The following is a 20549-nucleotide window of genomic DNA, read 5'->3' on the forward strand; positions in this document are numbered from 1 at the left end:
GGGTGGAACGGGAGGCCAGGGGGCCGTCGGATCGGCGTCGTCGTCGAGGGCCCGTGCCGGGCGAACGGCATCCGTGCCAGGGGCAGGGCTGACGCCGTTGGTGGCCACGGCGCGGCCCATCGGTCACCGTGCGGCCGATCCGCCACGGCGCACCGACCGCCGGGCGAGAATGGCGAGATGATCACGGGCGACCCCACGACCCGCGGCCGCGGGCTGGTCGCCGCCCAGATGGCACTCATCGCCGCGCTCGTGCTCCGGCCACGACGTGACCGGTGGCGTCGGCGCCCCCGGGGCCTCCTGCGGGTCGCCGGAGGAGTCCTCCTCGCGGCGGGCGCCGTCGTCGGCGGCCTGGGGGCGAGACGGCTGGGTCCGGCGCTGACCCCGATGCCGCAGCCGCGGCCGGGCGCCACGCTGCGGACCGACGGGGTCTACGGCGTCGTCCGTCACCCCATCTACGCCGGCCTCGTGCTCGGAGCCGTCGGGCGAGCGGCGACCACTGGGCTCGGGCGTCACGTCGTCGCTGCCGGAGCGCTCGTCGGCGTGCTGACCCTCAAGGTCCGCGACGAGGAGGTGCTGCTGCGGGAGCGGTTCCCGGACTACGACGCCTACGCCGAGCGCACCCCGCGGCTGCTGCCAGGGGTCGGGGCGCGGCGGCGACCGCCTCCCGCGTAGCGGCCGACGCCGGGCCCGGCCGGCGTTTCTGCATGATCACGACAGGGGGCGGGGGCGGGCGGCGCGCTCGAGCGCCGCGCCCGGCACGTAACCTCGGGGCGTGGCCATCCTCATCGACGAGCCGCGCTGGCCGGCGCACGGCACGCTCTGGGCGCACGTTGTCTCCGACGCGAGCGAGGCCGAGCTGCACGCCTTCGCCCGGGCGGTCGGGCTGCCGGAGCGCTCCTTCGACCTCGACCACTACGACGTCCCCGCCGCCCGCCACGCCGAGCTCGTCGCCGCCGGCGCGCTCCCGGTCGACCGCCGCTCCCTCATCACCCGGCTGCGGGCCAGCGGTCTGCGGGTCGCGGCCGCGGACCGTGCCGACCGCCGCCGCGACCGCCTCCAGGACGAGTGGGACGCCACCCTGCCCGGCGGCCCGGACATCGGCGCCGAGCTCCTGCGCCGCTGGCAGGAGCCGCACCGCGCGTACCACTCGGTCGCCCACTTGCGCGCCGTGCTCGACCAGCTCCGCACGCTCGCCGCGGCGGGCACACCGGTGAGCCGCGCCGTCGTCCTCGCCGCCTGGTTCCACGACGCGGTGCACGACGGCGCGACCCCCGCCGACGAGGACGCCTCGGCCCGCCTCGCCGCCGACCTCCTGCCCGCCGCCGGCGTGCCGTCGTCGGAGGTGGCGGAGGTCGCCCGCCTCGTGCGGCTCACCGCCACCCACACTCCGGAGCCCGGCGACGACGCCGGCGCCGCCCTGTGCGACGCCGACCTCGCCGTGCTGGGCGCGCCGGAGGGCGTCTACCGCCGGTACGCCGCCGCGGTCCGCGCGGAGTACCGGCACCTGCCCGACGACGTCTTCCGCGCCGGCCGGGCGACCGTCCTCAGGCGGCTCCTCGATCGTCCGGCGCTGTTCGCGACGGCGCCGGGACGGGCCCGGTGGGAGCAGCAGGCGCGGGCCAATGTGGCGGCCGAGCTCGCCGAGCTGACCGGACGCTGACGCCCGGCCCGGCCCGGCCGGTCAGCGTGCGAAGAGCCCGTGCGCGCTGGACTCGGCGTCGGCGTACGTCTGGGCCGCCGCATCGAGGGCTTCAGTGATCTGTGCCAGCGACGCCTCGACCAGCTGCTGCGTGTGGCGCCAGTCCTCGGCGACCGCCGCAAAGCTGCTCGCCGCCGCACCCGACCACGTCCCCTGGAGGGTGGTGAGCTGCGCCATCATCGACGCCACCTCGGCGTGGATGAGGGCGGCACTCTGGCGCGCCAACGCCGCCGAGTGCGCCACCTCCGCGCTGTCGACCTGGTATCGGCTCATGTCGGACCCTTCCCCTCGTGCCCGCACCCCGGCGGCGCGGCGATGGGCCAGACGCTAGGACCGGGGGAGCGACGGCGGGGGGCGGAAGAGCGAGCCGGTGGAGAGATCGTCGTCCCGGGCCGGTGTGGGGGACTCGTCCGGCTCCTCGGTGCGGCGCTCCTTGCGGCGGCCGCGCCGTTCCTTGTCCCGCCCCCGGCGCGCCCGGACGTAGTCGGGGTCCCGCTCGATCCCCATGCGGGGGCCGCGGTCCTCGTCCTCTGCGGCGGCGTCGGGCGACCTCGCGGCGTCCGACGACGCAGCGCCGTCCGACGATGCAGCGGCGTCCGGCGACGCTGCGGCGTCGGGAGACGCTGCGGTCTCGGGCGACCCGGCGGTGTCCGGCGACGCGGCGCTGCCGGGTGCGCCTCCGCCCGCCACCCGGTCGGGCGCGGGCGTGACCGCGGCCCGGCTGGACAGCCCCGCCGTGGGCTCCCATCGTCGCCCGCTCGCCGCGGCCGTGCTGGGGGAGCGAGGCTCCGCCGGCGCCACGCTGACCAGGGAGGCCGCGACCGGCCGCGTGTCCTCACCCAGGGCGGCGAGCTCGGTCTTGAGGCGCTGCAGCTCGGCGCTGAGGTTCTCCCGGGCGGGGTCCTCCCAGGCGGCGCTGAACGGGCTCACGAAGAGCCGGCGACGGCCGAGGAGCTTGGTGATGATCTTGATGCGGGCCTCGAGGTAGTCCCGCAACGGCAGGTGCGCGTACTCCTGCCGCACCGCCTTGCGGTAGGCGGCGTACCGCTGCGGCTCCGCGGCGAGGACCGCGAGGTCGGCGTCGCACAGGGCGAGGGCGTCGATGTCCTTGGGGTCGGCATCGTGCCGCCGGAGGTTGCAGATGAGGCCGCACACCCGCTCGACGACCCGCTCAGGCACGCCGAGGGCGCTCAGCTCGGTGCGGGCGACCTCGGCGCTGGCGGTCTCGTCCTCACCACCGCGGCCGGCGTAGGCCGTCTGGGCGGCGGCGCTGAAGACGGCGCCGTGGTACCAGGCGGCGAGGCGGACGACGTCGGGGTCGTGGGTCTCCTGGGCGAGCTCGTCCACCCGGGCGAGGACGTCGATGACGTGCCGGACGTTGTGGAAGGAACGCTCCGGCTCCTGCCACCGCTGCGCGACGCGCTCGCCGTATCGCTCGATCTCTGCGCGTGGCGCGGTCGCCCCGGCGGCGAGTGCGCTGCGGACGAAGGCGGACAACAACCACGACGGTGCGTCGGTGACGCCCATGCTCTCTCGGTCCCTGGTCTCGACGTACTGACGCGCCATCGTAGACCCGTCAGTGCGTCGTGTCGGCGCCAGGCGGAAGCTCGATGTGGACGGTGGTCCCGCCCCCGGGCGTGGGCAGGACGCGGACCGTCCCGCCGTGCGCGGCGACGACCGCCGCGACGATCGCGAGGCCGAGCCCGGTCCCGCCGGAGGTGCGAGCACGCGAGTCGTCCAGGCGGTAGAACCGCTCGAAGACCCGTTCGGCGTGCTCGTCCGGGATCCCCGGGCCGTGGTCGCGCACCTCGACGACGACGGCGACGGGGGCGCCGTGGGCATCGCGGGCGGCGCCCAGCGCGAGCTCGACGGGGGTCCCCGCCGGCGTGTGCTGGACGACGTTGCCGAGGAGGTTGGCGAGCACCTGGCGCAGCGCGTTCTCGTCCCCGAGGACGACGGCGGAGCGTGCGTCGTCGTCGACGGCACCCGGCTCGAGCGGGACCACCCGCGCCGTCCGGGAGGCGTCCCGGGCCCGCAGGTCGGCGACGGCGTCGTGCGCGAGGACGCGCAGGTCCACCGGCCGGCGCTCGAGCGGGCGGTCCTCGTCCATGCGGGCGAGCTGGAGCAGGTCCGCCACGAGCGCCCCCATCCGCGTGGCCTCGCTCTCGATGCGGCCCATCGCGGCGGGCAGCTCGTCGGGCGGGATCGCGCCCATGCGGTACAGCTCGCCGTACCCACGCACGGTCGCGAGCGGGGTGCGCAGCTCGTGGCTCGCGTCGGCGACGAAGCGGCGCATCCGCCCCTCGGACGCCGCCTGGGCGGCGAAGGCGCGCTCGATCTGGGCCAGCATGGCGTTGAGCGAGGCGGCGAGGCTGCCGACCTCGGTCGTGGGCGGGGACGGCGGCACCCGCCGGGAGAGGTCCCCGGCGGCGATGGCGCCCGCCGTCGTCTCGATCTCGGCGAGCGGGCGCAGCGCGCCGCGCACCCCGACCCACGCGGCGATCGAGCCGAGCACCACGATGGCCAGCCCCGACCCGACGATGAAGCGGGTGACCCCGTCCATCGTCTCGTCGACCGCCGCGAGCGGCAGCGCGACGGTGACGGTGCCGACCTCCTCGTCGAAGGCGACGGCGCGGAAGCTCTGCGCCCGCCAGAGGGACCCGCGCACGTCCGCGCGCACGGTCACCGGTTCCGTCGACCCGTGCGCGAGCGCGGACGGCGGTGGGGTGACCACCTCCGGCGTGCCGAACCGGGCGGTGGTGGACTCGCTGACGAGCTCGAGCTGCTGGCCGGCGTCGAGGGAGATGCGCACGTAGTAGTCGCTGGGGACGCCGACGGCGTCACCCGCCCCGGCGGCGAGGCCCTGCAGGGTACGGGCGTCGAGCCCGGCGGCGCTCGTGGCGAGACGCTCGTCGATCTGCGCGAGGAGGACGGACCGCAGCACCGTCACGGTGATCGCGCCGGCCGCGGCCAGGCCGACGAGGAGGAGGGCGGCGGTGAGGGCGACGAGCCTGGTCCGCAGCGGGACCCCGCGCCAGTCCGCGCGCCAGCGCTCCCGCATCAGGAGCCCGGGGGCAGGCGAAGCATGTACCCCACGCCGCGCTTGGTGTGGATGAGCGGGACGGGTTTCTCGCCGTCGGCGCCCCGCTGGTCGATCTTGCGGCGCAGGTAGGAGATGTAGGACTCGACGATGGCGCCGTCGCCGCCCCAGTCGTAGTCCCAGACGTGGTCGAGGATCTGGGCCTTGGACAGGACCCGGCCGGCGTTGATCATGAGGTAGCGCAGGAGCTTGTACTCCGTCGGCGACAGGTCGACGGGGCGGCCGGCGCGGCGGACCTCGTGGGTGTCCTCGTCGAGCTCGAGGTCGGCGTAGCGCAGGACGGCGTCCGAGTCGTCCTGCGCCGAGGTGCGCCGCAGGATCGCGCGGATCCGGGCGACGACCTCCTCCAGGCTGAACGGCTTGGTGACGTAGTCGTCGCCGCCCACGGTGAGGCCGGTGACCTTGTCCGCCATGTCGTCGCGCGCGGTGAGGAACAGCACCGGGGTGTGCTCCCCCTTCTCCCGCAGGCGCCGGGTGACGGTGAACCCGTCCATGTCGGGGAGCATCACGTCGAGGATGACGAGGTCGGGCGGGTTGTCCAGGGCGGCGCGCAGGGCGCTGGCGCCGTCGGCGGCGACCTCGACGTCGAAGCCCGCGAAGCGCAGGCTCGTCGACAGGAGCTCACGGATGTTGGGCTCGTCGTCGACGACGAGGAGCCGGGCGCGTCCCTCGTTCATGCGACCAGTGTGCGCGCCTCGTCTGAAAGTTTCCTGGAAGTGGGATGGGACCGCTCAGAGAGCCCGGTGGACGAGGCGCCCCGCGACGACCGTGGCGGCGACCGGCATGGTCCGCAGCCGGGCACCGGCCTGCGCCGTGGTCGCGTCCGGGGCGAGCGGGTCGACGTCGACCACGGCGAGGTCGCCGGGGTGCCCGGGGGCGAGGGTGCCCCAGCCGTCGGTGCTCGCGGCGAGCGCCTCGGCGGGGCTCACCGCCTGCTCGTCGTGCCAGGGCGGGCGCTCGTCCGCGCTGCGGTGGACGGCGGCCGACATCGCCAGCCACGGGTCGAGCAGGGCGACCGGCGCGTCGGAGCCGAGGGCGAGGAACGCCCCCGCGTCGAGGAGGTCGCGCAACGGGTACGCGCGGCCGGTGCGCCCCGGCCACAGGGCCTCGGCGACGTCGCGGTCGTCGAGCAGGTGCGCCGGCTGGACGCTCGCGACGACGCCCAGGTCGGCGAACCGCCGGATGTCCTCGCTCCGGAGGAGCTGGGCGTGCTCGATGCTCCCGCGCGCCCCGGTGGCGGCGAAGACGTCGAGGGCGGTGGTGTTGGCGCGGTCGCCGATGGCGTGGATGGCCGCGTGCAGCCCGCCGGCGGTGGCGCGGCCGAGGAGCGCGGTGAGCTCGGCGGCCGGGACGGTCTGCTCGCCGTGCGTGGCGAGGGCGAGGGCCGGGTCGGGGACCTCGCCCGGGGCGCCGTAGGGGTCGTGGCACGCGGCGGTGCGCGTGTTGAGCGACCCGTCGGAGATGATCTTCAGCGGTCCGAGCGTGAGGAGGCCGCGACCGTCGTCGAGCACGGAACCGGTGCGCAGGCCCGCGAGCAGGACGTCGTCGAGGTGCTCGGGGTAGACCCCGGCGCGCACCCGCAGCGTGTCGAGGCCGGCGGCCATGCGTTCCGGCCACACGCGGTGGTTCGGCGCCCACTCGAGGTCGACGATCCCGACGACGCCGCGCGCGGCGGCCTGCGCGAGGGCGCGCCCGACGTCGGGGGTGCGGACGAGGGAGGCGAGGCGCGCCACGGCGTCGAACCACGGGTGCTCGCGGACGAGGTCGTCACCGGCCGGGACCGCCAGCGCCCGCGCGGCCGCCGTGCTCACCCAGCCTGAGTGGCAGTCGCCGGAGACGAGGACGACGGCGGCGCCCCGGCCGGCGGCGTCGAGCATCGTCCGGGTGGGGACGTCCGGCCAGAGCGCGTCGCGGAAGCCGAAGCCCTCGACGACGTCGCCCGGGGCCGGCGGGTGCGCCGCGACGTGCGCGGCCACGAGGTCGGCGGCCTGCGCCGCGGACTCGGCGCGGGAGACGTCGAGCCGGGAGGTCGACGACGCCCACTGGGTGAGGTGGACGTGCTGGTCCCACAGGCCCGGCAGCGCCCAGCGCCCGTCGACGTCGAGGACGTCCTCCCCGGGCAGCCGGTCCAGGCGCGGGGCGACGTCGGTGACGACGCCGCCGACGATGCGGAGGTCGACCGGGCCGGGTTGCGCCGTCGGGCCGGGCTGCGGCGTCGTGCCGCGACGGGGGACGCGGGTGCGGGCACGCCAGGCGTAGGCGGCACCGACGCGCGGTGCCACCGGGACCAGCCGGGCGCGGCGCAGGAGGAGGGTCGCCGCCATTCGTGCCTACAGGTAGCGCGTGGGGTCGAAGCTGGCGAGGGGGATGATCCGCACGCGCGGCAGCACGCTCTGGAAGGCGTTGATGTCGTCCTCGAGGTCGAAGATCCGCAGACCACGCGAGGTGAGCTCGGTGAGGTGGGAGTTGACGAACTCGCGGAAGCCGAGGATGCCGACACGGCGCCCGTCGTCGAGCAGCTGCTCCACCTGGGGAAGGAAGTCGCCGTCGTGGCTGACGAGGAGGACGTCGCCGTCGCGGTCGCGGATCGCCTCGAGGGTCCGCTGGATACCGATGTCGACGACCTTCTCCGCCGCGCTCCCCGACAGGGGGATCGGCTGGAAGTCCATGGCGAGGAGCGCCTGGACGAAGGACATCGGCATCTGGCCCGACGACGCGTTGAGGAAGAACAGGCCGCGAGCGGGCTGGTCCCAGAGCGTCTGGGCGAAGCTGAGGATGCGGTCCCAGCGCGGGCGCTCCTCGGGCGCCGGCCGACGGCCGAGCACGCTCATCCCGAGCGTGGCGTCGATGTTCTCGCCGTCGATGAGGAGATAGGTGCTGCGCTGGGGCTGTTCCAACATGAGGCCAAGACTAGGGCCACCGGGGAGCGGTTCATGCGGCGCCCCGGCCAGCCCACGTGGTGATCATGCAGAAACGCTGGGTGCGGGCCCCCTGGCCGGCCAGCCCACGTCGTGCTCATGCAGAGACGCCAGGTGCGGGCCCCGATCCGGGGCCAATGGGTGAGATCGCCGCGCTCTAGGCACAGTGATGTCACCCGTTGACGGTGCAGCGGTCCCTCGGGCGGGCGGGGACGGCCGGCGTTTCTGCAAGATCACGGGGCGTGGGGGCGTGGGGGCCTGGGGGTCCAGCAACGCCCTCCAGCGCGCGGCGCGGGCCGCGTGCTGGAGGGCGCGGAGGATCAGCTGATCTCCGGCTCAGCAGATCGGCCGGCTCAGCAGATCGGCCGGCTCAGTAGATCGGCCGGCTCAGTAGATCGACTGGCCCTGCTGCTGCTCCTGGCCCGGCTCGGTGGACAGGCCACCGGCCTCGAGGTGCTTCGGCGCGTCGCCGCCGCTCTTGAGTGCGGCGAGACGCGCCTCGACCTCGGCGTTCTTGCTGTAGTCCTCGAGCTCGGCGAACTGCGCCTCGAGCGACGTCGCCTGGATCTCGGCCTGGCCGGCGACGCGCGCCTCCTCGCGGCGCACCTGCTCCTCGAAGCGCGAGATCTCGGTGGTCGGGTCGAGGACGTTGATCGAGGAGATCGCGCCCTGGACCTTGGACTGGGCCTCCGCGGTCTTCGAGCGGGCGACGAGCTGGTCACGACGGGACTTGAGGTCGTCCAGCTTGGTGCGCATCTGCGTGAGCCCGGTCTTGAGCTGCTCGACGACCTGGCGCTGCGAGGTGATCATCGGCTCGGCGGACCGGGCCTGGCCCTCGTGGTCGATCTGCTTGCCGATGGCGATCTTGGCGAGGTTGTCGAACCGGGCCGCCTTGGTGTCGTCGCCCTGGGTGCGCGCCTGCTCCGCGGTCTGCGAGGCGGCGATCGCCTTCTGCCCCCAGTCACGCGCGTCGCGGACGTCCTCGGCGTAGTCCTGCTCGGCGAGGCGCAGGTTGCCGATCGTCACGGCGACGGCGTCCTCCGCCTCGACGATCGAGTTCGTGAAGTCGCGCACGAGCTGGTCGAGCATCTTCTGCGGGTCCTCGGCGCGGTCGATGAGCGCATTGAGGTTCGCCCGGGTGAGCTGGGCGATGCGGCCAAGGATGCTCTGCTTCTCCGTCATGGTTCGTCCTTCGTGTCGGGGTCTCGGTCTGGGTCACACCTTGGTGCTGGTCGGGCGGGCCCGCGAGCGGGGGCCGACGGCGGGGGCTCGGCTCAGAAGTTGCCGCCGCCGCCGCCGAAGCCGCCGCCGCCGCCGCCGCCGAAGCCGCCACCTCCGCCGCCGAAGCCGCCACCGCCGCCACCGCCGCCCCAGCCACCGCCGAAGCCGCCGCCGCCGCCGCCGCCGAGGAGGATGCCGCCGAGGACGAGGGAGCCGAGGTCGACGCCGCCGCGGCGGCCGCCATAGCCGCCGCCGAAGCCCCCTCCGCCGAAGCCCCCTCCACCGAACGGGTCCTGGAAGGAGTTGGCGTCACGCTCGGCGAGCTGCTGGGCCGCCTGGGCGAGGTGCTCGGCCTGGTCGACGAGGTCGAGGGCGGCGCTGGGGTCGGACACCGCGAGGGCGTGCGCCTCCTGGGCCAGGCGCGAGGCCTCGGAGAGCCGCGTGCGGGCCTCCGTGCCGACGGCGCCCCGGCGGGTGTCGATGAAGTCGGACACCGCGCGGATCCGGGCGCTGAGCGTCGCCATGCGCTGCTTGAGCTGGACGCGGTCACGCCGTTCCCGCTCGTCGGCGTCGCGCGCCGGCGCGAGCGCGACGTCGAGCGCGTGCTCGGCCGCCCCGAGCTGGGCCAGCGCGGCGAGGGGGTCGCCGCCGCGGCGGGCCTGCTGGCCCTGGTCGAAGGCGGCGCGTGCCTCGATGGCCCGCGCCCGGACGTTGGGGTCGCTCGGCGAGAGCCGCTCGACGTCCTGGAGGTCGGCGCTGATGGAGGCGAGCGCCTCGTCGAGGCGCGTGCCCGCCTCGGCGAGGTCGTCCCCGGCGCGCTCGACCGCCTGGAGCAGGAGGACCGCCTGGGCGATGGCCTCCTCGGCCGTCTGGGCCATGGTGACGGCGCCCGCCCGGTCGTTAGCGGCGAGCTTGTCGCGACCCTCGGCCACGGTCTCGCGGGCTGCCCCGAGCAGCGCGACCGCCTGGTCCGGGTTGCGGGAGATCGAGGTGAGGGTCTCCGGCGGGTACCGGCGGGCGAGGGCGTTGACCGCCGCCCGGGCGCCGTCGATGCGCTGGGCGACCTCATCCGCGCGCTGCTCCATCTCGGCGAGGACCTCGGGCGCGCGGGACTGCATGTCGCGCAGCTGGGAGAAGTGGGTGGCGTGCTGGTTGAGCTCGGCGGCGACCTCGTCGCAGAGGGTGAGGATCTCCGCCATCATCTGGCGGGCCTGGGGCTCGGTCTCGGGCTGGTCGTCGTCGAGGAGCTGCCGCACGGTGAAGGCCCGCGACGCCTTGGCCTTGGCGGTCTCGAGCGCCGCGGTGAACGCGTCGGTGGCCTGGAGGCCGAACTGCGCCTTGGCGAACCCGAGCTCGGTCTCGGAGCTGCGCAGGGCGTCGTCGACCGCGACGAGCGCGGAGCCCGCCCGCTTGTTGAGCTCCTCGGTGGGGAGGTTGAGCGGGTGGTTCGGCGGGAGCTGGTTGACGGGCTCCTCGGCCTGGCGCTCGGCGATGACCCGCTTGCTCTTGCGGCTGGCCGCAACGAACGCGATGAGGCCGATGACGAGCAGGCCCGCGAGGATGAAGAGGAAGAACCCCATGAAGCCCGAGCCGCCCCCGCCCCCGCCGGTGGTGGCGCCTCCGCCCTGCGCGTCGACCTCCGCCAGGCCCTCGGCGGTGGCGATCGCAGCGCCGGCCCAGTTGTCGCCCCGTAGCTCGGGTTCGGTCCAGCTGGCGGCCACCTGGTTCGCGGCGGCTTGCGACACGACGGCAGTGTCCCCGCCCAGGTAGTAGTTCCGGTCCTCCACGGCGACTGCGAGGAGCACGTCGTTGCCGCCCATGTTGGAGGCCTGGTACGTCTGCTCCGCCCACGCCTCCTGGGACAGGCCGTTGAACGTGTCGACGTAGACGACGAAGAGCTGCAGGTTGGCGTCCTCGGCGAGCTCGTCGATGGCGGCCTGCACCTCGGTGGCGTCGGCGTCGAGGACGCCCACCTCGTCGGTGATGTCGTCCTGGAGCGCGACCGGCGGCGCGGCGGCCGCGGGCGTCGCGAGCCCCCCGAGCACCACCGCCAGGCAGGCGACCAGAGGCAGGAGGAGGACGAGCGCGCGTCGGCGCGCGGTTGCGAGGCTCACCCTGCGATCTTCGTCTCCGCGGGGCTCGGGCGCAATCACGCGCCGGGATAGCGGACGGACGTCGGGGACGGCTCGGTGCGCAGCCGGGAACGGGGTGGTCGGCCGCAGGGCCTCGCCGCGGCGCCGGTCGCCGGCCCAGGCGCACGCGAGGGACCTCAGGCTTCTACACCTGTGGACGATCGCTTTCCCTCCGCCGACTCCCTTTACTACGGTGCGGACATGAGCAGCGCGACCGACGATCGCCCGACCCTCACGGTCATCCAGCACGGCCCCGACGTGCCGCTGGGCCGCTTCGAGAACTGGCTCGACGGCGTGGACCTGCGCGTCGTGGAGGCGTGGACCGGCGCGGCCGTCCCCAGCATCGAGGAGGCGGGCGCGGGCGTGCTCGTCCTCGGAGGGCGCATGAGCGCCTACGACGACGCCGTCGCCCCGTGGTTGCCCGCGACCCGCCGGCTCATGGCCGACGCCGTGGAGCGCGACGTCCCCGTCCTGGGCATCTGCCTCGGGCACCAGCTCCTCGCCGCAGCGACCGGAGGCCTCGTCGAGGTCGCGCCGCCGCCGGGGGAGGAGGCCGGCGTCATCCGCGTGACGTGGCGGGACGAGGCCGCCGCTGATCCCGTGCTGGGCGCGGCCGTGCGCGCCGGCGCCGAGGGGGGCGGGACCGCCGTCGCCGTGCTCCAGCCATCGATGCACGCCGATGCCGTCGTCACGCTGCCGCCGGGGGCGACGTGGCTCGCCTACGCCGAGACGTACCCGTTCCAGGCGTTCCGCCTGGGCTCGGCCCTCGGGGTGCAGTTCCACCCGGAGGCCTCGCCGGACCTGCTCGAGGCCTGGCTGCGAGAACGAGACGGCGACGACGCTGACGCTCTCGTTGCTGCGGCGCGAGCGAGCGACGGGCATGTGGTGGCGGTCGGCCGCGCCGTCGCGCAGGCGTTCGCCGCCGTCGTGCGGGCCTGAGGGCGCCGCGGCAGGTCATGGCACCCCGAGGGCTGGCCGAGCCGCGGCCGCCATACGTATCGCGGCCGCTGTCGTTCCATGGGCCGGACACGCTCGACCTATCGCTACTTCTTTTCATTGTGGTGCGACTTTTGTTTGACCTCCGATAGAAGCCCTGCTTATGGTCAGGTGTCGACGATCGTGACGCAAGGCACCGTCGTCGGCTCTGGTACTACCCGGGCACTCGCAGGCGAGTGTCCAGAACCCGTTCGGAGCGGACCGGTGTAGGCGAGGTGCTCGCCCCATCGTGGCCGATGGCGTCGTCGTGGAGGACGAGCGTCGGATCGCGCGAACATGTCAAGGAGGAATTGTGGTCAGACGTTCAGGGGTCGGCCGATGGTCGACCCGGGGTGCGGCGGCAGTGCTGTCTGCCGCGCTGGTGCTGCCGATGACGATGAGTGGGGCGTATGCACACCCCGGTCACGCCGCGGAACCCGCCCAGGCGGCGCCGCAGGCTGATGTGTCGGCTGCCGAGGCGGCAACCGACTGGAACAACTACGAGAAGATCCTGCTCACCAAGAACACCGGTGAGCCGATCGACCTCGCGGTCATGCCGGACTCCACCGTCCTGCACACCGCGCGCAACGGCATCGTCCGGCTGACGGACCCGACCACCGGCCAGACGAGCCAGGTGGCACAGCTCGACGTCTACGCCAACTCCGAGGACGGGCTCCAGGGCGTCGCGCTCGACCCGGACTTCGAGGAGAATGGCTGGGTCTACCTGGTCTACGCCCCCCGCGTCATGTCCGGAACCTCGCCCACCGGCGTGGCCTACCCCGAGACGACGCCGGCAGGCGCTGCCCCGGAGCGGCTCCCCGAGGGTGCCGACCCCGCGACCTACTGGAACCAGTGGCTGGGGTACAACGTCCTCTCCCGTTTCCAGTGGGACGACGAGACGAGCACCCTCGACCTGGCGTCCGAGCAGCAGATCATCAAGGTCGACGCCCAGCGCGGCCAGTGCTGCCACGTCGGTGCCGACATGGCCTTCGACGGCGACGGCAACCTCTACCTCTCCTCCGGTGACAACACCCCGGCGGGAACCCCCGGTGCCAACGGCTACGCGCCGAACAACAACGCGCCCGGGATGAACCCCGGCCTCGACTCGCGTCGTGGCGCCGGTAACACCAACGACCTGCGCGGAAAGATCCTCCGGATCAACGTCCTCGACGAGATCGCGCCCGACGCCGAGCCCGGCCCCGGGAGCACGTACACGATCCCCGCCGGCAACCTCTTCGACTCCGACGAGTACGACCCCGAGCTCGTCCGCGAAGAGGTCTACGCCATGGGCCTGCGCAACCCGTTCCGCATCGACTATGACGTCGAGAGCGGCGCGCTGGTGTGGGGCGACTACGGCCCCGACGCCGGTGCGGCTGACCCCCAGCGCGGCCCCATGGGCTACGTCGAGTGGCAGCTGACCACCGAGCCGATGAACGGCGGGTGGCCGTTCTGCCACGGGCCGAACGACGGTGGCGCCTACAACGAGTGGGACTTCGCCAACGGCACCGCCGGCGAGTTCTTCGACTGCGCCGCCGGCCCGGTCAACAACTCCACGTGGAACACCGGCCTCGACCAGCTCCCGCCGGTCACCGAGCCGCAGGTCTACTACGGCGACGCGGTCGGCGAGCAGCCGCACGACGAGTTCATCGAGTTCAGCACCTCCCGCGGCCAGGCGCCGATGGGTGGCCCGATCTTCCGTTACGACGCCGAGAACGACTCCGAGGCGCAGTTCCCCGAGCACTGGGACGGCAAGGCGTTCTTCGCCGAGTTCTCCATGGACTACGTCGCCGCGATCTCGCTCGACGAGCTGAGCTCGGACGGCGTCGTCACCGAGGTCGAGAACTTCCTGCCGAACGAGCACCTCGAGACGGTCTCCCAGCCCATCTGGGACAACGTCATGGACATGGAGTTCGGGCCGGACGGCTCGCTCTACGTCCTCGAGTACGGCGACGGCTTCTTCCGGCAGAACCCGGACGCCGGGCTCTACCGCGTGGACTACGCCGAGGGGAACAAGACCCCGCAGGGGTACGTCACCGCGAACCCCATCTCGAGCAGCGACGCGCCGCTCGAGGTCGAGTTCGACGCCTCCGCCTCCCGCGACCCGGAGGGCGAGGCCCTCACCTACGAGTGGGACTTCGAGGGCACCGGTGAGTTCGTCGCGGGTGGGGCCACCGCGTCCTACACCTACGACGCGCTCGGCCAGTACAACGTCACCCTCCGGGTGACCGACGCTGCCGGGAAGTTCGGCCTCGCCACCGTCCGGGTCACGGTCGGCAACACCGCCCCCGAGATCAGCGTGGACGTGCCGAACGGCGCCTTCTTCAGCTGGGGCGACGCCATCCCCGTCACCGTCTCGGTGGCCGACGCGGAGGACGGCAACGAGCCGGTCTGCAACCGCATCAACTGGACCTTCGGCCTGGGCCACAACGAGCACGCGCACCCGGAGGTCTCCGGGCGTGGCTGCGAGTTCACCATCCAGACCAACGAGAGCGCCCAGGAGCACGGCGAGGGCGAGAAGCTCTACGGCACGCTCGTGGTGACCTACGCCGACGAGCCGCAGGGCGACGTCCCCGCCACGACCGGCGAGGCCACGCTCATCCTCAAGCCCGCCGAGCAGCAGGCGGAGTGGTTCGACAGCGCCGAGGGCATCGAGGTCGTGGCCGACGAGTCGGCCCAGGCTCAGGGCAAGGTGGCCTCGTTCGACGCCGGCGACTGGTTCGCCTTCACGCCGATGAGCTTCCACGACGCTGCCACGGACGAGGCGGTCAACACCGTCACGGCTCGCGCCAGCGGCGAGGGAACCCTCTCGCTCCGCTGGGACGACCCCGCGGCCGAGCCTTTCGCCGAGGCTGTCTTCGGTGCGGGTGACGGCTGGCAGGACGTCGAGGCTGCGTTCAGCTCCGTCCCAGAGGGCTCCGGGACGGTCTACGTGACCTCGACCGGAGGCCTTGAGGTCGACGCCCTCACGTTCAGCGCCACCGACGTCACCGTGCCCAGCGAGCCGATCCACGTCCCGGTGGAGCAGGTCTCCATCGGGATGTTCTCCCTCATCAACTGGGTGGGGGAGGCCGGCCTGCCGGATGTGTTCGCACGCCTGGCGGAGATCGGGTTCGAGAACGTCGAGCCCTTCGGCAGCAACTTCACGGGTTACACCGCGGAGGAGTTCCGGGCGATGACCGACGATCTGGGCCTGCGCGTCCCGTCGTCGCACTACAACACCGACGAGGCGACCTTCGACGAGACGCTCGCGTTCGTGGAGACCCTCGGCCAGGAGTACGTCGGTTCGGGTGGGTTCGCCTCCCCGGGCATCGGCTCCTACGAGGACACCCTCGCGACCGCGGCGGCGATGAACCGCCTCGGTCAGGCTTCGGTGGAGGCCGGGTTCGAGAAGTTCTTCGGCCACAACCACGCCGTCGAGTTCACCACCATGTACGACCACATGGGTGAGCACGGCAGTGAGCGGCTGTCGGCGTGGGAGATCCTCGTCGAGGAGACCGACCCGGAGTTCGTGACCTTCCAGCTGGACGTGGCCTGGGCCGCGGACGCCGGTGTCGACGTGCCCGCTCTGATCGAGGAGTACGGGGACCGGATCGAGCTGCTCCACGTCAAGGACGCCACGAACCTCGGTGGTGAGGGCAACCCCGTCTTCACCAACCTCGGTGAGGGTGATGTCGACCTGCAGGGCATCCTGGCCGCGGCGCAGGAGCACGCCGAGATCGCGTACTACGTCCTCGAGCTCGACCGCGCCGCCAACGGCGAGGAGTTCGTGACGACCGGCTTCGAGTACCTCACCGGCCTGGAGGCCGGCGAGCCCGGTACGCCTGGTGAGCCCGGCGAGCCTGGTACGCCTGGCGAGCCCGGTACGCCTGGCGAGCCCGGCCAGCCCGGTACGCCTGGTGAGCCCGGCGAGCCTAGTACGCCTGGCGAGCCCGGTACGCCTGGCGAGCCCGGCCAGCCCGGTACGCCTGGCGAGCCCGGTCAGCCGGGTGCGCCTGGTGAGCCCGGCGAGCCTGGTACGCCTGGTGAGCCCGGTGCGCCTGGTGGCCCGGACGACGGCCGCGGTGACGTGGACGAGCGTGACGACACCCCGCCTGCGGGTGGGTCCGGTCGCCCCGGCGGCACGCTGCCCGACACCGGTGTGGAGCTCGGTCTCCTCGCCGGGGCCCTGCTCCTGGCGGTGGCCGGCGGCCTCACGCTGCGGATGCGTCGGGTGACGCTCGGTAGCTGACGGGCATGACACGAGGGCCCCTGGTCCGGCTCCGGCCGGACCAGGGGCCCTTTCTCGTCCGCGCCGTACGGCCGCTGGGAGTGCCGTCCACGGCGTGGGTCCCCTGTCGACCGGAGTCCTCCGGGCGTGCGTCGTTGAGCCAGCGCCGCGTGCCGAGACGTGGCTCGGTGGGGCCGGCGCGGCCGACGGTGCGGCGCCACCCTGACGGAGGGGTGGTCTCCGCTCCGACGGGGGCGTGCTCGAGGCCTGTCTCTCCCAGCTGCGCCGGAGGGAGCGGCTCCCCGCCCCGGGCCATGCTCAGGCGAGCATGGCCTCGACGGCGTCCGGGGACAGGACGTGCTCGATGGCCATGGTGCTCGCACCCAGCACGGCGGCGCGGCCGGCGGTGCGGGAGTCGACGATCTTGAGGTGCTGCGTCGCCAGGGGCAGGGAGTCCTGGTAGACGACCTCACGGATGCCGGCGATGAGCTGCTCGCCGGCGTCGGCGAGCATGCCGCCGACGACGATGATCGAGGGGTTGAGGAGGTTGACGCACCCCGCGAGCACGCCACCGATGTCGCGGCCGGCCTGGCGCACCGCCCGAGTGGCCTGGAGGTCGCCGGTGCGCACGAGGTCGACGACGTCGCGCGTCGAGTGGGCCTCGACGCCGTGCACCTGAAGGGCCGCCGCAACGGCGCTGCCGCTGGCGACCGCCTCGAGGCAGCCGATGTTGCCGCACCGGCAGGGCAGGCGGGGGCCTTCGCGCACGGCGATGTGACCGAGGTCGCCGGCGGCGCCGCGGGACCCGCGGCGCAGGGCGCCGTCGCTGATGATCCCGGACCCGATCCCCGTGGCGACCTTGACGAAGAGGAGGTCCATCTCCTCCGGCCAGACCGCGGCGCGTTCGCCGAGTGCCATGAGGTTGACGTCGTTGTCGACGAGGACGGGGGCGTCGAGGGCACACCCTAGGTGGCCGGGGACGTCGTAGCCGTCCCACCCCGGCATGATCGGCGGGTTCACGGGCCGCCCGGTCCGGTGCTCGACCGGGCCGGGCACGCCGACGCCGACGCCCGCGAGGTCCTCGATCTGGCGGCCCGTCTCGGCGAGCAGGGCGCGGCCCCACGCCACGACGGCGGGGAGGACGACGTCGGGGCCGTCGGCGATGACGAGGGGCTCATCGCTCTCCGCGAGCACCGTCCCGGAGAGATCGGTGACCGCCATGCGCGCGTGGACGGCGCCGAGGTCGACGGCGAGCACCACCTTGGCGGAGGGGTTGAACACGAAGGTCGCCGGGGGGCGCCCGCCCGTGGACAGCGCGGAGCCGCCGGGGGAGACGAGGTCCGTGGCGAGCAGCTGCTCCAGCCGAACGGTGATGGTGGAGCGGGCCTGGCCGGTGTGTGCGGCGATGTCGGACTTGGTGCGCGGCAGGCCGTCCCGCAGCAGCTGCAGCACCTCGCCTGCCCCGGCACGCTCTCGCAGAGACGTTGTCACTCCCACGGGGCACATTAAACGCCTCATTCCAGGTCTCTCTGCGCCGGTTGAGGCCGATCAGGACCATCGTATCGATCTTCGACATACTTCTTGCCGAAAGTCGACAAAAGGTGGTTTGATGGCGTCATGGTTGATGGAGACCCTGGAGCGGTGCTGCTCCAGATGAAACAGATCGTCAAGGTGTTCCCCGGAGCGCGGGCGCTCGACGGCGTGGACCTCGATGTGCGCGCCGGAGAGGTGCACTGCCTCCTCGGGCAGAACGGCGCGGGCAAGTCCACCCTGATCAAGGTTCTCGCCGGTGCCCACCAGCCCGACGAGGGCGAGATCCTGTGGGACGGCACCGCCGTGACGATCGCGAACCCGGTCGCCGCGCTCAAGATCGGCGTCGCGACGATGTACCAGGAGCTCGACGTCGTCGACGGGCTCAGCGTCGCGGAGAACGTCTACCTGGGCCACGAGCTCGCCACCGGCGGGCTGCTCCAGCGCCGCGAGGCGCACCGCCGGACGCGGGAGATCCTCGGCCGGCTCGGTCACCCCGAGATCTCGCCCAGCCGCGAGGTGGGCCGGCTCTCCGCCGCCGGCAAGCAGGTGGTGAGCATGGCGCGCGCGCTGTCCCACGACGCCAAGGTCATCGTCATGGACGAGCCCTCCGCCGTCCTCGACTCCGAGGAGGTCGCCAACCTCTTCCGGGTGGTCCGCGCGCTCACCGCCGAGGGCGTGGCCATCGTCTACATCTCCCACCGCCTCGAGGAGATCCGCGAGATCGGCGACCGGATCACCGTCCTCAAGGACGGGCGCACCGTCGCCTCGGGGCTGCCGGTGGCCGACACCCCCACCAGCGAGCTCATCCGCCTCATGACCGGCCGTGCGGTGGACACCGGCCTCGGGGGCGAGCGCGCGCCCATCCAGGACGCCGAGCCGGTGCTCGAGGTCGAGAACCTCTCCCTCGCCGGTGTCTTCTCCGACGTCTCCTTCGTCGTGCGTCCGGGCGAGGTGGTCGGCCTCGCCGGCCTCGTCGGCGCCGGGCGCTCGGAGATCCTCGAGACCGTCTACGGCGCCCGCAAGGCGAGCGCCGGCACGGTCCGGGTCCAGGGCAAGCACCTGCGCCCCGGCTCGGTCCCTGCGGCCGTCGGCGCCGGTATCGGGCTCGCCCCCGAGGAGCGCAAGAGCCAGGGACTGCTCCTGGAGGAGCCCGTCTACCGCAACATCACGCTGTCGACCTTCGCGCGGTTCGCGCGGTCCGGCTTCCTCCAGGAGCGCGCGGAGCGGCAGGCCGCCGACGAGCAGATCGCCGCCCTGCACCTCGTCCCCGCCAACAGCGAGCGCCAGGTGCGCACGCTGTCCGGCGGCAACCAGCAGAAGGCGATGCTCGCCCGCTGGCTCGTCCATGGCTGCTCGGTCCTCCTCCTCGACGAGCCCACCCGCGGTGTGGACGTCGGGGCCCGGGCCGAGATCTACGCCCTCATCCGGCAGCTCGCCGCCCAGGGGGCGGCCATCGTCGTCGTGTCCAGCGAGATCGAGGAGGTCCTCGGGCTGTCCGACGAGGTCCTCGTCATCGCCGAAGGACGCGTGGTCCACCGCGGACCCGCCCAGCAGATCGACGAGCACGGCGTGCTCGACCTCGTCATGGAAGGAACCCTCGCATGAGTGAGAACACCGTGGGCGGCACCGCTGCCGCGGGGCCGGCCGACCCCGCGCTGCCGCCCACCAACCGGGACGTCATGCCCGGTTCGCACACCCGTGGACCCGACAACGAGGGGTCGGGGAAGAAGAGCGCGTCCGCGCCGTCCGCCCTCCGGCGGCTCGGCGGCGGCACGGGAGTGGCGCGCAACGCCGGGCTCGTCATCGCGCTCGTGCTCCTGTGCATCGTCGGCTTCGTCACGGCGGGGGACCGGTTCCTCAGCACGGACAACATCACGACGATCCTCGCCTCTGCCGCGACGCTGGGCATCATCAGCATCGGGATGACCTTCGTCATCACCGGCGGTGGGATCGACCTCTCGGTCGGCTCCGTCCTCGGCCTGGCAACGGTGTGGGCGACCACCTTGGCCACCCAGACCATGGCCGCGGACACGCACTGGATCATCATGGTCTTCACCGCGATGGCGGTCGGCGCCGTCGCCGGCCTCATCAACGGCGCGATCGTCGCCTACGGCCGCGTGGTCTCCTTCATCGCGACCCTCGCCATGCTCATCGGCGCGCGCGGCCTCGCGGAGATCATCTCGAACCGGCAGACCCAGCTCGTCACCGTCCAGCCGTTCCTCGACACGTTCCGCGCCGACATCCTCGGCCTGCCCGTCACCGTCTGGATGTTCATCATCGTGGCCATCGCCGGCTGGGTGCTGCTCAACCGGACGACGTTCGGCCGCCGCACCATCGCCGTCGGCGGCAACCCCGAGGCCGCCCGCCTGGCCGGCATCAAGGTCAAGCGCCACATGATGTACCTCTTCACGCTCGCCGGCCTCACGGTCGGCATCGCGGCCGTGACGATGATGGCCCGCACGCGTTCCGGATCCTCGACCAACGGCACGCTCTACGAGCTCGACGCGATCGCGGCGGTCGTCGTGGGCGGGACGCTCCTCATCGGCGGCCGGGGCACCATCCTCGGCACCGTCTTCGGTGTTCTCATCTTTCAGACGCTCACCAACATCTTCGTCCTCAACAACCTCTCCACCTCGGCGCAGGCGATCACCAAGGGCGTCATCCTCGTGGCCGCGGTGCTCCTGCAGCAGCGCTTCGCCTCGCGCGCCCGAAGCAGTTAGCCGTCCCGGGCGTCCGGCGCCGACGTCGGACGCCCGGTAGACGG

Annotated in this window: 15 protein-coding genes; 6 read left to right on the forward strand and 9 right to left on the reverse strand. The window is 73.3% G+C overall.

Going from position 1 to position 20549, the window contains the following annotated elements; all coding sequences use genetic code 11:
* Window positions 1-177 precede the first annotated feature (177 nt).
* The gene (locus tag EBO36_RS01400; RefSeq protein ID WP_122823048.1) at window positions 178-672 is read left to right on the forward strand and encodes a methyltransferase family protein; all 495 of its coding nucleotides are present in this window, start codon (window positions 178-180) and stop codon (window positions 670-672) included.
* A 100-nt stretch (window positions 673-772) separates the two neighbouring features.
* Window positions 773-1660, forward strand: a complete 888-nt coding sequence (locus EBO36_RS01405) for a DUF4031 domain-containing protein (protein WP_122823049.1) — start codon at window positions 773-775, stop codon at window positions 1658-1660.
* A 21-nt stretch (window positions 1661-1681) separates the two neighbouring features.
* Here the strand turns inward: EBO36_RS01405 and EBO36_RS01410 are convergent, their stop codons facing one another.
* The 8 genes from EBO36_RS01410 to EBO36_RS15390 all read right to left on the reverse strand — a co-directional run bounded on the left by EBO36_RS01410 (window position 1682) and on the right by EBO36_RS15390 (window position 11052).
* Window positions 1682-1972 carry a WXG100 family type VII secretion target gene (locus EBO36_RS01410; RefSeq protein ID WP_122823050.1) on the reverse strand — a complete coding sequence of 97 codons (291 nt, stop codon included), beginning with the start codon at window positions 1970-1972 and terminating at the stop codon, window positions 1682-1684.
* A 54-nt stretch (window positions 1973-2026) separates the two neighbouring features.
* On the reverse strand, window positions 2027-3226 hold the full coding sequence (locus EBO36_RS15940) for a hypothetical protein (RefSeq protein WP_164471272.1): 1200 nt from the start codon (window positions 3224-3226) through the stop codon (window positions 2027-2029).
* A gap of 49 nt (window positions 3227-3275) precedes the next feature.
* The gene (locus EBO36_RS01430) at window positions 3276-4760 is read right to left on the reverse strand and encodes a sensor histidine kinase (RefSeq protein WP_122823053.1); all 1485 of its coding nucleotides are present in this window, start codon (window positions 4758-4760) and stop codon (window positions 3276-3278) included.
* Window positions 4760-5476, reverse strand: a complete 717-nt coding sequence (locus EBO36_RS01435; RefSeq protein WP_122823054.1) for a response regulator transcription factor — start codon at window positions 5474-5476, stop codon at window positions 4760-4762. Before EBO36_RS01435 ends, EBO36_RS01430 begins: the two co-directional genes overlap by 1 nt.
* Before the next feature lie 54 nt (window positions 5477-5530).
* Window positions 5531-7123 carry an amidohydrolase gene (locus tag EBO36_RS01440; RefSeq protein ID WP_122823055.1) on the reverse strand — a complete coding sequence of 531 codons (1593 nt, stop codon included), beginning with the start codon at window positions 7121-7123 and terminating at the stop codon, window positions 5531-5533.
* 6 nt (window positions 7124-7129) lie between these two features.
* A complete protein-coding gene (locus tag EBO36_RS01445; protein ID WP_122823056.1) occupies window positions 7130-7699 on the reverse strand; it encodes an NYN domain-containing protein in 570 nt (189 codons plus the stop codon).
* 405 nt (window positions 7700-8104) lie between these two features.
* The gene (locus EBO36_RS01450) at window positions 8105-8899 is read right to left on the reverse strand and encodes a PspA/IM30 family protein (RefSeq protein WP_122823057.1); all 795 of its coding nucleotides are present in this window, start codon (window positions 8897-8899) and stop codon (window positions 8105-8107) included.
* A gap of 92 nt (window positions 8900-8991) precedes the next feature.
* Window positions 8992-11052, reverse strand: a complete 2061-nt coding sequence (locus tag EBO36_RS15390) for a TPM domain-containing protein (RefSeq protein ID WP_187695830.1) — start codon at window positions 11050-11052, stop codon at window positions 8992-8994.
* Between the two features lie 219 nt (window positions 11053-11271).
* Here EBO36_RS15390 and EBO36_RS01460 point away from each other — a divergent pair, with 219 nt between their 5' ends.
* Together EBO36_RS01460 and EBO36_RS01465 are read left to right on the forward strand one after the other, a co-directional pair.
* The gene (locus EBO36_RS01460) at window positions 11272-12009 is read left to right on the forward strand and encodes a type 1 glutamine amidotransferase (protein WP_122823059.1); all 738 of its coding nucleotides are present in this window, start codon (window positions 11272-11274) and stop codon (window positions 12007-12009) included.
* Window positions 12010-12508: 499 nt separating this feature from the next.
* Complete coding sequence (locus EBO36_RS01465; protein ID WP_244925331.1) at window positions 12509-16273, forward strand: PQQ-dependent sugar dehydrogenase; 3765 nt, start codon at window positions 12509-12511, stop codon at window positions 16271-16273.
* A 297-nt stretch (window positions 16274-16570) separates the two neighbouring features.
* Here the strand turns inward: EBO36_RS01465 and EBO36_RS01470 are convergent, their stop codons facing one another.
* Complete coding sequence (locus EBO36_RS01470; RefSeq protein ID WP_187695831.1) at window positions 16571-17758, reverse strand: ROK family transcriptional regulator; 1188 nt, start codon at window positions 17756-17758, stop codon at window positions 16571-16573.
* A gap of 111 nt (window positions 17759-17869) precedes the next feature.
* On the opposite strand from EBO36_RS01470, the gene EBO36_RS01475 reads away from it, so the two are divergent.
* Both EBO36_RS01475 and EBO36_RS01480 read left to right on the forward strand, forming a co-directional pair.
* A complete protein-coding gene (locus EBO36_RS01475) occupies window positions 17870-19390 on the forward strand; it encodes a sugar ABC transporter ATP-binding protein (protein ID WP_122823062.1) in 1521 nt (506 codons plus the stop codon).
* A complete protein-coding gene (locus EBO36_RS01480; RefSeq protein ID WP_241237034.1) occupies window positions 19387-20505 on the forward strand; it encodes an ABC transporter permease in 1119 nt (372 codons plus the stop codon). The genes EBO36_RS01475 and EBO36_RS01480 overlap by 4 nt, the downstream gene beginning before the upstream one ends.
* Window positions 20506-20549: the final 44 nt, after the last annotated feature.

This window comes from Georgenia faecalis (assembly GCF_003710105.1).
In the GTDB taxonomy this organism is placed as follows: Bacteria; Actinomycetota; Actinomycetes; order Actinomycetales; family Actinomycetaceae; genus Georgenia_A; species Georgenia_A faecalis.

Bases quoted from the DNA above. Each gene is read 5' to 3' on its own strand.
- EBO36_RS01430 (WP_122823053.1), bottom strand. From the start codon at position 4,760: ATGCGGGAGCGCTGGCGCGCGGACTGGCGCGGGGTCCCGCTGCGGACC.
- EBO36_RS01445 (WP_122823056.1), bottom strand. From the start codon at position 7,699: ATGTTGGAACAGCCCCAGCGCAGCACCTATCTCCTCATCGACGGCGAG.
- EBO36_RS01400 (WP_122823048.1), top strand. From the start codon at position 178: ATGATCACGGGCGACCCCACGACCCGCGGCCGCGGGCTGGTCGCCGCC.
- EBO36_RS01460 (WP_122823059.1), top strand. From the start codon at position 11,272: ATGAGCAGCGCGACCGACGATCGCCCGACCCTCACGGTCATCCAGCAC.
- EBO36_RS01475 (WP_122823062.1), top strand. From the start codon at position 17,870: ATGGTTGATGGAGACCCTGGAGCGGTGCTGCTCCAGATGAAACAGATC.
- EBO36_RS01440 (WP_122823055.1), bottom strand. From the start codon at position 7,123: ATGGCGGCGACCCTCCTCCTGCGCCGCGCCCGGCTGGTCCCGGTGGCA.
- EBO36_RS01480 (WP_241237034.1), top strand. From the start codon at position 19,387: ATGAGTGAGAACACCGTGGGCGGCACCGCTGCCGCGGGGCCGGCCGAC.
- EBO36_RS01450 (WP_122823057.1), bottom strand. From the start codon at position 8,899: ATGACGGAGAAGCAGAGCATCCTTGGCCGCATCGCCCAGCTCACCCGG.
- EBO36_RS15940 (WP_164471272.1), bottom strand. From the start codon at position 3,226: ATGGGCGTCACCGACGCACCGTCGTGGTTGTTGTCCGCCTTCGTCCGC.
- EBO36_RS01435 (WP_122823054.1), bottom strand. From the start codon at position 5,476: ATGAACGAGGGACGCGCCCGGCTCCTCGTCGTCGACGACGAGCCCAAC.
- EBO36_RS01410 (WP_122823050.1), bottom strand. From the start codon at position 1,972: ATGAGCCGATACCAGGTCGACAGCGCGGAGGTGGCGCACTCGGCGGCG.
- EBO36_RS01470 (WP_187695831.1), bottom strand. From the start codon at position 17,758: ATGTGCCCCGTGGGAGTGACAACGTCTCTGCGAGAGCGTGCCGGGGCA.